We start from the raw sequence: 11,254 nt of genomic DNA on the forward strand, positions 1-11,254 counted from the left end.
GCATCCGCTGCTGCTGCGCGGGCCCTCCCCCGCCGTGCTCAGCCCTCCGGGGTGACCATGCCGGCCTCCGGGGTGACCATGCCGGTGAGCTGGTCGACCCAGGCATGAGCGGCGTCGTAGGCGTCGTCCGCAAAGTCCTCCCGCATATCGGCGACCTCTCCATCGGCCCGCGGATAGGAGCCCAGGTAGTGCACGACCGGACACACGCGATGGAGACCGCGCAGCGCCGCCGCGACCCGACGGTCCTCGATATGTCCCTCAAGATCGATGGAGAAGGAGTACCGGCCCAGGAAGTCCCCGATCGGGCGGGACTCGATCCGCGACATGTTCACGCCGTTCGCGTTGAGCAGCTCGAGCGCCTCCAGCAGCGCGCCGGAGCGGTTGTGCGGGAGCTGGATGACGATCGTGGTCTTGTCGACCCCGGTTCGCGCGGGGATCCGTCCCTCGCGCGTGACCAGCACGAAGCGCGTCTGGGCGCCCTCGTTGTCCTCGATGCCCTCGGCGAGCACGGTCAGCCCGAAGTGCTGGGCTGCCAGCGGCGAGCACACGGCGGCGCGTCCCCTCGCCTCCTCGGGGGCCAGCGCGGCGAGGTCACGGGCCGCGGCTGCGGTCGAGGACGCGGTCGCGACCTGCGCGTCCGGCAGCTGCGCGCGGATCCAGCCCTGGACCTGCGCCTGCGCATGAGGGTGCGAGGAGACCACCTCGACGTCCTCGAGGGCCGTCCCCTCACGAGCGGCCAGCACGAAGGTGATCCGCACGATCTGCTCGGCGACGATGGTGATCTCATCGGTCGCGGCGAGCACGTCGAGCGTCCCGGACACCCCGCCCTCGACCGAGTTCTCGATCGGCGCCATGAGGGCATCGATGTCCCCGGCGAGCAGATCGGAGGCTGCGGTGGCGACGGCGGTGAAGGGCACGATCTCCGCGTCCCGCTGAGCGAACTCCTCGGGCACCTCGGCGAGCGCCTGCAGCAGCGCCTGATGGGTGAAGGTCGTCTCGGGGCCCAGGAATCCGTACCGCATGGGACGAAGGGTATCGCCAGGGCGTGAGGACGACCCGACCGTCCGCAGGACGAAGCGGCCCGGCAGTCGCCCGGCCGAACGCGAGGGCCTGGGCCGGTCGCCGATCCTGACGGCGCCGCTTCACCGCGGCCCCCGTGCACGCCACATCTGCGCACCCCTGCATGCTCATTGCATGCTCATCCCCGGGGGCGCAGCCGGCGTCCGTCATCGTGCGGGGCGCGCCGGAGGTCGTCGGACGGGCTCGACCGCACCGACAGCTCCCAACGATCGACGCGACGGGTTGCGTCGGCGGGATGGCGCTCGCTGCGGCCGACAGGACCGGCGCCGAGGCTCCGGGCGACGGCCCGCGAGGCGGCGTTGTCGGGAGAGATGCGCAGCACGAGCGTGCCGATGCGGTCGTCGGCCCGGGCGAGGTCGACGAGCCGGGCGGCGAGAACCGGCCCGAGGCCGCATCCGCGGTGCGCGGGCAGGAGCCAGTAGCTCAGCGACGCCTCACCTCGTTCGAGACCCGGGCCGAGACTGGTGATGCCCCCTCCTCCGACCAGCGCCGTCCCTTCGGCATCGGGGACCACCGCGGCGACCTCCCGCACGGGCCCGTCGTCGCCCCAGCGCGAGGCCCGCTCGAGGAACTCCCGCAGGCTCTCAGGCTCCCAACGCCCGCCGACGACTTCCCGGGCCAGCGCCTCGTCCTGCCCGGCGAGGATCGCAGCGCCGTGACGCGGGCCGAGCTGCTCGAGAAGCAGGCAGGGCCCAGCCGCTGTCATCTCAGCGCCTCCCTTCCGACGCACCGGGCCCCCGGCCGACCGCACGGGCCGACCCCGCCGACGGGGCCTTCGGCCGCTTCAGCGCGGCGCGAGCGGCGGCGCCGATCTCGACATCGCTGAAACCGAGCTCGCGGGCGGCCGCCACGGCGTCGTCCATCATCGCGAGGAGCTCTCGACCGGGCGACGCGGACGACACAGGCTCTGCATCCCCGGCACCCGGAGCGACACGGGTGCCCGCGCCCCGACGGGTGACGACGAGCCCCGCCTCCTCGAGCAGCTTCACGGCTCGCGCGACCGTCCCCGGTGCGAGTCCGAGGTCGGAGGCGAGCGCGCGGATGCTCGGCAGGCGGTCGCCCTCCCGCAGCTCTCCGCTGAGGATCCGCTCGGCGATGGCCCGTCTGACCTGCTCGAACGGCGGTGTCGGATCCGTGAGATCGACGACGATGTCGCTCATCGCGCCGCCTGCGGGCTGATCTGTGCAGAGCGCCCGCCAGCGGATCCGCTCCAGTCGTCCGCAGCCTCCGATCCCGACCGCGTCGCACGGGGCGGCCCGAGCAGGATGGCGGGGAGAACCACCATCACGAGGCCCGTGAGCAGGGACAAGAGCCCGACGGCGACGCTGAGGACGGCGTACACGAGCGCGCTGCGCTCGCTGCCCTGCAGCAGTCCGACAGCTGCTCCGCCGGCGATCCGCCCTGCGGCCAGAGCGGACACCGCGATCTGGGCGACGGCGGTCGCGAGCGTGATGCCGCCGAGCACCGAGGTCGAGGAGCACCGGCGCAGACGCAGGTCGTGAGCGTCTCCGGAGGGCCGGCGTCGCACGATGACGACGACGACCACGAGGCTCACGGCGAGGGCGACCAGCAGTCCCGCCCACATGGGGGCGGTGTACCACCAGCCGGGGAAAGGAGTGGAGACAGAGCGCTGGACGGTGCCGTCGACCTCGACCCGGTAGGACTCGTAGGCGCGGCCGTCGAGCGCCATCGTCCCCAGCACGATCGTGGTCGCCAGCAGATGGCCGAGGACGATCGCCGCGATGGCTCGAGCGCGCCGCGGGACGACGGCGCCGAGGGTGCGCGGCACGAGGGAGGCGGTGCGTCGTCCGTCGTCGAGGCGAGCGGGCAGGGTCAGCTCCCCTGCTCCCACGGCGAGCGCGAGCAGCACGGCGCCGACGGCCGGGGCGAACGCCGCGGCGGCACCGTACCCGAGCAGACCTCCGTCCGCGCCCAGCCCGGCTCCTGCGCCTCCGGCGACGAGGACACCGCACATGCCCAGCATCAGGCCGGTCCAGCGCGCGATGAGCGCACCGCTGTGCAGACCGGTGCGATCGACGCCGAGCCTTCCGGCCACGAGGAGGAGGGTGACGGACCCCAGAAGCACGATCGCACCGAGGACCAGGAGGAGCAGGGGGAGCAGGACGGGCACGAGGACCTCACGATGCATGCAGGAGCGGCACATCTTGTACCGGATGGGCGACACAATGCCACCATCGTCACTCTGTGTCAAGCACCTGACACAAGCGGCCCCAGCGATCGTCAGGGGCGTCAGCGGCACCTCTCCTCCGCCGCCACGAGTCCATCACCACCTCCTCACACCCGCCCCCGTACCATCGACATCATGCCCGAGCCGCGCCGCCTTCCTGTGCCCCGGACCGTCCGACCGCGGCATGCGCTGCTGCTCGCGGTGCTCGCCGTACTCGCGACCCTGCTCCTGGCGCCGCTGTCGATGCTCTCCGCACAGGCCGACGACAACGGGACCGCATCCTCCCCCGTCCGGATGGTCCTCACCACTGCAGGCCTGAACTGGGACGACATCTCCGAGGAGAGCACCCCGAACCTGCAGTGCCTGGCGGACCGCTCCGGCATCGGCGCGATGAACACGACCTCCACGACCGTCGTCTCGACCAAGCGGCAGGGCCTGGAGACCATACATTCCGGCTATCGGGGGCTCGCAGAGACCGCGCCGCGGACCAGCGGGATCCCCTCCCCGGCGACGGATCAGTGGGCGCAGCTGCCGGTGCAGACCGTGCAGATCGACGCGACCGACGCCGGGGCTGGGGAGGGCGTCACCGCCGCCGACGAGATCACCGCGGCCCTGGACTCCGGCTCGATCGTGCAGATCGATCTCGGCTCCGTCGCCGACCACGACGACCCCGCGCGAGGGAAGTCCCTCTCAGCCCTCGACGAGACCGTCGGCACGGTGCTCGACGCCGCCGGCGGCTGCGACGCCGCCGATCTCCCCCGCACTCTGCTGGTCTCCGTCGCGGCGACGGATCCGGAGGATCCGGATCAGGTCGAGTCCACCGGAGCGGTCGCCTCCCGCACCGTCGGACTGCAGGTCGCCATGGACTCCGCTCTCGAGGGGCAGGCACTGACCACGGGATCGACCAAGCAGAACGGGATCGTGATGCTGACCGACGTGGTCGCCACGGTGCTGGACTCCTACGACGCGGACGCCGACGGACTGGTCACGGGCGAGCCGTTCCGCGGCGTCGACAGCGACGATCCCCAGCAGCTCGCCGTCGACCGCTCCGAGGCCGCCTCCCTGGTGGACTCCGCGACCGTGCCGGCGCTGGGCTCCTTCCTCGTCCTCGGCGTCGTCGGCCTCGTGATCCTGCTGGTGCCGCCGCTCGCACGTCGGCCCCGGCTCGCGGCCGTCGGGAGGGCGCTCGCGACGGTCGCCCCGCTCGCCCTGCCCGTCGGCCTGATCGCCTCGATCGTGCCCTGGTGGCGCGCCGACCATCCGACGCTCGCGCTCGCGGGCACGGTCTGGGCAGGCTGCCTGATCCTCTCGGCCGTGGTGCTGCTCGGCCCCTGGCGGCGCTCCCGGTTCGGCCCGATCGGCGTCTCCGCCGCGCTGATCGCCCTGATCGTGCTGGGCGAGTCCGCGACCGGGTCCCGGTTCCAGCTGTCCTCGCCGCTGGGAGCCCAGCCGATCTCCGGCGGGCGCTTCTACGGGCTCTCCAACCACCTGTTCGGCCTGGTCCTCGCCGCCTCGCTGATGGCTCTGCTGTGCCTGTTCACCCATGTGACCTCGAGACGGGCCCGAGTGATCTGGTCGATCGCCGTGGGAGCCGTGGTCGCTGCGGTGTGCGTGGCCCCGTCGATGGGTGCCGACTTCGGCTCGATGCTCGCCACCATCCCGACCTTCGGCCTGCTCGCCCTGCTGGTCTCCGGGATCCGGCTGCGACCCTGGCACGTCCTCGCTCTGTGCGCCGCCGGCGCGGTCGCCGTGCTCGGCGTGTCCTTCCTGGACTGGCTGCGACCGGCCGAGGACCGCACCCATCTGGGCCGCTTCATCGACGAGCTCCTCTCGGGCGAGCTGTTCTCGGTGATCATCCGCAAGCTCGCGCAGAACGTCGCGATGACCACCGGCTACTGGTCGCTCGGGCTCGTGCTGATCGCGACCGTCGTGCTGTCCATCGCGGTGCTGATGCCGAAGCGGCTCCACCTGCGCCGGCTCGCCGCGCTGGATGCCGCCCATCCCGCCTCGTACTCGGTCCGGATCGCCCTGGTGGCCGGCGGCTGGCTGGGCTACGCCGTCAACGACACCGGCCCGGTCCTGATCGCGGCGATGCTCGGGGTATGGCTCGCCCTGCTGCCGGCGGCGATCCCGACGCCTGCGGAGCTCCAGGACGGACCGGCCGACGGCCGACCTGCCGACGACGGAGTTCTCGACGACGGATCTGCCGGATCTGCCGACGACGGATCCCGGGGCACCGCCGCGACCACCGGATGATCAGCGGCCGATCGTGGGCCGGTGGGGGCTGGTCCGATCCTGATCAGCTGCTGATCAGGAGTTCTCGGCCTCGACGGCGGCGTGGACGACGAGCGAGGTGTACTCGTCGGCCGTGAGGGGCGGACGGATCGCCCGCGGCAGCTCAGGATGCGGCAGGTCGAGATGCGAGGCGATGATGACGGCCTGCGTCGGGTCGAAGGGCTCCTCGACAGGGGCCGTCCGCAGGCGCTCGGCGAGCTCGGACAGATCGGTGCCGGCGAGATAGGCGATGTCATCCGGGGCGAAGCTGCCGTCCACGGGGAGCGCCCTCAGCGCCCGATCGAGGGCGGCGAGATCGGTGTCCTCGAGGTGGGTGGCCTGCTCCTCGCTGAACTCGCCGTCGACCGGCAGGTCCGTCAGCTGCATGCGCAGCCTCTCGCGGTCGTGCTCGTCGTCGGCCGGATGCAGACTCGCGATCGGCTCCTCAGGATCGTCGGAGACGACGGTCCACGCCGAGGTCTCACGGTCATCCTCCGCGTCGGCCGCGCCCCGGTCGTCGGCCGCCTCTCCGTCGTCGGCCGCACCCGCGTCGTCGGCCGCACCCGCGTCGGCATCGGCGTCATCTGCGGCGCTGGGAGCAGCGGGCTCGTCGCGCTTCGCGCCCGGCCCGTCGGGCGCGTCCGATCCGTCGGTCCCGGCCTCGATCTCGAATCCGGCCTCGGCCCCGGCTTCGGCTTCGGCTTCGGCTTCGGCTTCGGCTTCGGCTTCGGCTTCGGCTTCGGCTTCGGCTTCGGCTTCGGCCTCAGAGTCGGGCTCGGGCGGGGCGAGGTGACGACGGCGCGCCAGCGCGCGCAGCACGTCGCGCAGCTGCGCCGCCCGATGCAGCTGACCGCGCAGATCTCGTCCGGTGGCGCGATGGTGGAGGTCGCACTCGATCTCCTTGACCCAGAAGCCCGCGGTGAGCGCATCGATCGTCAGCGACGTCTCGACGCCCCAGCCTGACGCCAGGGGCTGGCACTCCTCCCAGGCCTCGCGAGTGATGCACCGGGTCCCCGAGAGGGGCTGGACCGGGGCCCACCCCGTCGCGCGCTCGATCCCGTTGCGGGAGGTCCGCACGACGAGGCCCATCCCGGACGCGCCATCCTGCGGCGGCAGCAGCGCGATCGCCATGTCGACGCCGTCCTCGAGGACCGCGTCGACCAGAGGCTGCGCGGCCGAGGCGGACTCCCCCATGTCAGCGTCGAGGAAGAGCAGGGCGTGCGGGGCGTCGCCGTCGGGGAGGATGACCGGGAGAGGACCGGTGTGCCCGGGCACGCGAGGCTCCGCGTGCAGCTCCTCGCGGAACTCATCGCCGCCGTCGGCGCGCTCAGCCTCCTCCCGCAGAGCTACCAGCTGAGCCCCCGTCGCCATCGCCGCCGCCTTGCCGCGATTGGTGCGGTGGCGCACGACGAGCGCATCCGCACCCATCGCGACCGCCGCGGTGGAGTCGGTGGAGCCGTCGTCGACCACCACGACGAGGTCGACCCCGTGGATCGCCCGCGCGGCATGGATGGTGGCCTCGATGCGCTCCGCCTCGTTCTTGGCGGGGATCACCACCGCGACCCGCTCGGGTCGCTCTGCGGCCGACGGCCCCGCCGTGCTCATCGCAGCGTCACCTGGCGGGCCACGATGCCGCCGCGGGTGCGCCGCTCGAGCGCAGTCAGCGGCTCATCCGTCGTGAGCGCCTCCTCGAAGCGGGAACGGAACGCCCCGGCCTCCGCCTCGACGCCCGCGGCGCCGTACCCGGAGGGAAGATCCCACACAGGGATCGTCATGCCCTCGGCACGGAAGGAGCCGACGTACTTCGTGCCCTCGCCGATCGCCGACTCGCGACGGGCGTGGAGCCGGGCGACGGCGTCGATGACCCGATCCTCGTCGGCGTCGAGCACCCAGCGCAGATGCTCCTTCGGGCCGGCGTCGACCCAGTAGGCGTGCGGGAGGCCCTCGACCGGAGCCGTCGGCATGATCGACTCGTTCGCCTGCGCGATCGCGGCCTCGACCTCACCCGTCCGCTCGGCGCTCGGATCGACCCAGAAGTCGAAGGTGGAGTGCACCTCGATCGCGAAGTCGCCCTCGAGGTCCAGCAGATCCTGCAGACGCGGGGAGTCCGCGCTCAGCTGGACGCCGGTGACCGGCGTGCCGGCCTCTGCGCCGAGCGCCTGCAGGAGGGCCTGGCCGAGTGCGCGGGAGAGATCGCCGCCGGGGTAGCTGGCCTGGATGCCCAGGGCGATCGAACCGTCGGAGCGGCGCACCGCCGGCCAGGCCATCGGCAGGATCGTCGCGAGCACGACGTCGACGCCTCCGTGCTCTGCGGTGGTCCGCGCGGCCATCGTCGCCGCCGGGATCAGCTGCCGCATCGCGACCAGGTCGCGCTCGTTGGGCAGGCCCTCGAAGGGGCGACGGACCAGGTCGTTGCTGGAGGCGGAAGTCATGCGGGAAGTGTACCGAGGCAGGGCCCTCGCCCGCGCGAGGTGGAGGGACCCGTCGTGCTCACACCTCCAGGAGCGTGCGGGCGCGGCGCTCGAGATCCAGCGGCTCGACACCATCGAGCATGTGCAGGGCGAAGTCGGTGCTGAGCTGTTCGAACGCCCAGGTCCCGCGCACCGAGTTGCCGTGCGCGTCGAGCTGCGGAGCATAGGTGGCGATGCCGAAGCGGGACGGGAGCGCCGCGATGATCCCTCCGGCGACACCGGACTTCGCCGGCAGGCCGACGTCGCTGACCCAGTCGCCCGCGTTGTCGTACATACCGCAGGTCAGCATCACCGAGAGCACCTGACGCGCGGCGACCCGGGAGAGCACCTCCTCGCCGGTCAGGGGGCAGGTGCCGCCCGAGGCGAGGGTCGCCGCCATCACCGACAGATCCCGCACGGTGGCGAGGACGGCGCAGCCGACGATGTACCCGTCGACCACCTCCTCAGCATCCTCGTCCATGGACCCGGCCGCCTTCAGCATGTGCGCCAGGGCGAGGTTGCGGTCCGAGACCTTCGCCTCCGAGGCCCGCGTCGGCTCATGGAGGTCCAGCCGATGCCCGGCGGCCGCGTCCATGACCGCCCTCAGGCGCTGCGTGCGCTCGTCCTGGGTGGGGCCGAGCATCGCATGCGTGCGAATCGCACCGATGTTGACCAGCGGGTTCTTCGGTCGACGGGTCACCGGGTCGAGGCTCAGAGCGTTGAACTGCTCTCCCGTCGGCTCCTGATCGACCTGATCGGTGACGTAGTCCAGACCATGCAGGTCGATGGCCGCTCCATAGGCGAAGGCCTTGGAGATCGACTGCACCGGGAAGGCGTGGTCGGAGCCCGCGGCGGTGATCTCCCCGTCGACCGAGCACAGCGCGACTCCGAAGTGGTCGTCGCGCGCACCCGAGAGCCGGGCGAGATCAGGGATCTCCCCATCGTCGTCGGCGGCGGACAGCACCTGGGCCAGGCGCTCGAGATAGGTGGTCAGCGCACTCTTCACGCCGCCGACGCTCCCAGACCCGGCGGCACCGCGCAACCGTCCCAGCGGGCCAGGTGCGATCGCCCCAGCACGCTCGGTGCATCGCCCCAGCGCGCTCGATGCACCGCCGACGCAGTCCGCGGTCGCCGCCCCGCTGACCTGCTGCCGTGGCCGGTGGTCGCCATGGGCTGTGATCCGCGCCTCGGAGCTGCGCCTCCCCACGCCTGCGCCGCATCCGACGCGCCTCGGCCGTCAGACCCCACCAGTACCCTTCCGACGGCCCCTCCTTCCTGGCGACGTCCTGCGTCCCACCAGCGGTTACACCCGCGACCTTCCCCTGGTGGGGGCACGATCGACAGACTCCCGAGGAGGACGATGCCCATGATGGGCGGACACCACGCGATCAGCGGCACGGCCGCATGGATGGCATTGGCAGGCTCGGTGCAGGTGCTCGGGCATCCCATCGGGCTCGGCCTGTGGGACCTCGACAGCGGGCAGGTGATCTCGGGTGCGGTCGTCGCCACCGGAGCGGCGCTGCTGCCCGACATCGACCACCCCGGTGCGACGATCTCCCGCTCCGGCGGGGGCATCACGAAGGCGATCACCCGCACCATCGGCTCCCTCGCCGGACATCGCGGCGCCACCCACACGCTCCTCGCTGTCGCCGTGTTCACCGGGATCGCGATGCTGGTGAACACCGTGGACTGGACCCTGCGCCTTCCCGTGCTCGGCGAGGTCCAGACCGGGGCCGCCCTGCTGGTGGGAGCCATGTGCGCCATCGGGACCCGTGCGCTGAAGATGGTCGACGGCCCCGTGCTCCCTTGGATCGTGGGCATCATCGCCGCTCTCGTGATCGCAGTCATCGCCCCCGACACGGCCTTCTGGCTGCCGGCCGCCGTCGCGGTCGGCTGCCTGACCCATCTGGTCGGCGACCTCCTCACGACCGACGGGATCCCCTTCCCCACCTGGCCTCTCGTCCTGAAGCCCCCGAAGAGGATGGCCTCTGACCTCTGGCAGCGCAGCGGCGACATCGCTCTGCCGGTCCTCGGCGACGCCGGCTCCGCCCGGGAATGGCTGCTGTGCACCCTCCTGACGGTCTACGGCTCCATCACGGTGCTGACCACCCTCTTCGCCTCGCCGAACGCACTCCTCGCGCTCTCCTCGCCGAGCTGAGGCATCCCCGCCAGAACGAGACGTCTGCGCCAGAGCAGTGTCCGTCTACCGCCGCTCGAGCGCGCCGCGAGCGGCGGTAGACGGACACTGCTCGACCACGGGCGGGCGAGACGACCACGAGCGGGCGAGACGACCGGTCAGGGCAATCCCGACGGACCTTCACCACGTCAGGACCCGGTCGAGCCGTCAGTACCCGGTCGAACCGTCAGGACCCGGTCGAGCCGTCAGTACCCGGTCGACCCGTCGATCGCCTCGCGCAGCAGATCCGCATGTCCCAGGTGCCGGGCGTACTCCTCGATCAGGTGCGTGAGGATCCACCGCAGGTTCAGCTCCTGGCCGTGACGCAGCCCGGTGACAGGGATGTCGAGATCCTCCCAGCGGGCGGCGTCTGCCGCGGTCGTAGCGATCACGCGCAGGTAGGTCTGCACATCGTCGGCAGCGGTGGAGGCCCTCGCACCGTCGATGTCGCCATCGGGCTCCTCCTGCGAGGACCAGCGCAGAGGCACCTCGATGCCATGCAGCACCTCACGCAGCCAGTACTCCTCGACCTCCGCGAGATGACGGACGATCCCGAGCAGGCTCAGGGCCGACGGCGGGACTGAGCGCGCCGCCAGCTGCACAGGCGTGAGGCCATCGATCTTCAGGAGGAGCGCCTGACGGTACTCGGCGAGCCAGGCGTCCAGCTGCTCGCGCTCGGTGCCGAGCTTCGGCCCGCCCGTACGGATGTCAGCAGTCCCGACGACGACGGGTGCACCGCCATCGGCGACGGCGTCGGGGGCACTGGGGGCGGGCCCGCTCGAGCCGAGCTCGGCGCCAGGATCGGGACGAGGATCGGCGTCGAGCTCGGCGTCAGGATCGGGGTGAGCATCGGGGTGGGAGCGGGCCATGGGACGCACCCTCTCATGGCCCGCAGCACCGCCTCATGGTCCGCAGCTCCGCCACGGCGCCTGCCAGCCGCGGGGCCCGTCAGCCGCGGCGCCCGTCGGCCGCCCCTCCCTCGGGCACGTTCCTCAGCCGGTCGCGCACGTCGTGCAGGGCGCCGACCCGCCCGTGATCGAGTCGTGACTGAAAATTCTTGCAGAACGCGCCGAATCTCTTGAGGCG

Annotated in this window: 10 protein-coding genes; 2 read left to right on the forward strand and 8 right to left on the reverse strand. The window is 72.1% G+C overall.

The genetic code is table 11. From position 1 onward, the window contains the following. Positions 1–38: 38 nt before the first annotated feature. The 4 genes from pheA to ACZ5AJ_RS10885 all read right to left on the reverse strand — a co-directional run bounded on the left by pheA (position 39) and on the right by ACZ5AJ_RS10885 (position 3,229). A complete protein-coding gene (pheA, locus tag ACZ5AJ_RS10870) occupies positions 39–1,022 on the reverse strand; it encodes a prephenate dehydratase (protein WP_464134213.1) in 984 nt (327 codons plus the stop codon). Positions 1,023–1,198: 176 nt separating this feature from the next. Continuing rightward, the gene (locus ACZ5AJ_RS10875) at positions 1,199–1,786 is read right to left on the reverse strand and encodes a GNAT family N-acetyltransferase (protein ID WP_464134217.1); all 588 of its coding nucleotides are present in this window, start codon (positions 1,784–1,786) and stop codon (positions 1,199–1,201) included. Between the two features lies 1 nt (position 1,787). Beyond that, entirely contained in the window at positions 1,788–2,240 is a 453-nt protein-coding gene (locus tag ACZ5AJ_RS10880) for a GntR family transcriptional regulator (RefSeq protein ID WP_464134219.1), read from the reverse strand. Next, the gene (locus ACZ5AJ_RS10885; RefSeq protein ID WP_464134222.1) at positions 2,237–3,229 is read right to left on the reverse strand and encodes a hypothetical protein; all 993 of its coding nucleotides are present in this window, start codon (positions 3,227–3,229) and stop codon (positions 2,237–2,239) included. The genes ACZ5AJ_RS10880 and ACZ5AJ_RS10885 overlap by 4 nt, the downstream gene beginning before the upstream one ends. Before the next feature lie 174 nt (positions 3,230–3,403). Between ACZ5AJ_RS10885 and ACZ5AJ_RS10890 the strand changes: the two genes are divergently transcribed. Next, positions 3,404–5,524, forward strand: coding sequence for a hypothetical protein (locus ACZ5AJ_RS10890; protein ID WP_464134224.1), 2,121 nt, complete (start codon positions 3,404–3,406; stop codon positions 5,522–5,524). 54 nt (positions 5,525–5,578) lie between these two features. On the opposite strand, the gene ACZ5AJ_RS10895 is transcribed toward ACZ5AJ_RS10890, so the two are convergent. The 3 genes from ACZ5AJ_RS10895 to glsA are packed head-to-tail and all read right to left on the reverse strand — an operon-like array spanning position 5,579 to position 8,998. Next, entirely contained in the window at positions 5,579–7,147 is a 1,569-nt protein-coding gene (locus tag ACZ5AJ_RS10895; RefSeq protein WP_464134227.1) for a glycosyltransferase, read from the reverse strand. Continuing rightward, a complete protein-coding gene (locus ACZ5AJ_RS10900) occupies positions 7,144–7,974 on the reverse strand; it encodes a DUF5926 family protein (RefSeq protein WP_464134229.1) in 831 nt (276 codons plus the stop codon). The genes ACZ5AJ_RS10895 and ACZ5AJ_RS10900 overlap by 4 nt, the downstream gene beginning before the upstream one ends. Positions 7,975–8,032: 58 nt before the next feature. Continuing rightward, positions 8,033–8,998, reverse strand: a complete 966-nt coding sequence (glsA, locus tag ACZ5AJ_RS10905; RefSeq protein WP_464134232.1) for a glutaminase A — start codon at positions 8,996–8,998, stop codon at positions 8,033–8,035. A gap of 360 nt (positions 8,999–9,358) precedes the next feature. On the opposite strand from glsA, the gene ACZ5AJ_RS10910 reads away from it, so the two are divergent. Then, positions 9,359–10,150 carry a metal-dependent hydrolase gene (locus ACZ5AJ_RS10910; RefSeq protein WP_464134234.1) on the forward strand — a complete coding sequence of 264 codons (792 nt, stop codon included), beginning with the start codon at positions 9,359–9,361 and terminating at the stop codon, positions 10,148–10,150. A gap of 224 nt (positions 10,151–10,374) precedes the next feature. Here ACZ5AJ_RS10910 and ACZ5AJ_RS10915 read toward each other — a convergent pair whose 3' ends face one another. Then, complete coding sequence (locus tag ACZ5AJ_RS10915) at positions 10,375–11,037, reverse strand: DinB family protein (RefSeq protein WP_464134238.1); 663 nt, start codon at positions 11,035–11,037, stop codon at positions 10,375–10,377. Between the last annotated feature and the right edge of the window lie 217 nt (positions 11,038–11,254).

The organism is Brachybacterium zhongshanense (genome assembly GCF_055385755.1).

Excerpts from the sequence above, each read along its gene's own strand:
- ACZ5AJ_RS10875 (WP_464134217.1), bottom strand. The coding sequence starts at position 1,786 with ATGACAGCGGCTGGGCCCTGCCTGCTTCTCGAGCAGCTCGGCCCGCGT.
- ACZ5AJ_RS10880 (WP_464134219.1), bottom strand. The coding sequence starts at position 2,240 with ATGAGCGACATCGTCGTCGATCTCACGGATCCGACACCGCCGTTCGAG.
- pheA (WP_464134213.1), bottom strand. The coding sequence starts at position 1,022 with ATGCGGTACGGATTCCTGGGCCCCGAGACGACCTTCACCCATCAGGCG.
- ACZ5AJ_RS10910 (WP_464134234.1), top strand. The coding sequence starts at position 9,359 with ATGATGGGCGGACACCACGCGATCAGCGGCACGGCCGCATGGATGGCA.
- ACZ5AJ_RS10885 (WP_464134222.1), bottom strand. The coding sequence starts at position 3,229 with ATGCATCGTGAGGTCCTCGTGCCCGTCCTGCTCCCCCTGCTCCTCCTG.
- ACZ5AJ_RS10890 (WP_464134224.1), top strand. The coding sequence starts at position 3,404 with ATGCCCGAGCCGCGCCGCCTTCCTGTGCCCCGGACCGTCCGACCGCGG.
- ACZ5AJ_RS10895 (WP_464134227.1), bottom strand. The coding sequence starts at position 7,147 with ATGAGCACGGCGGGGCCGTCGGCCGCAGAGCGACCCGAGCGGGTCGCG.
- ACZ5AJ_RS10900 (WP_464134229.1), bottom strand. The coding sequence starts at position 7,974 with ATGACTTCCGCCTCCAGCAACGACCTGGTCCGTCGCCCCTTCGAGGGC.
- ACZ5AJ_RS10915 (WP_464134238.1), bottom strand. The coding sequence starts at position 11,037 with ATGGCCCGCTCCCACCCCGATGCTCACCCCGATCCTGACGCCGAGCTC.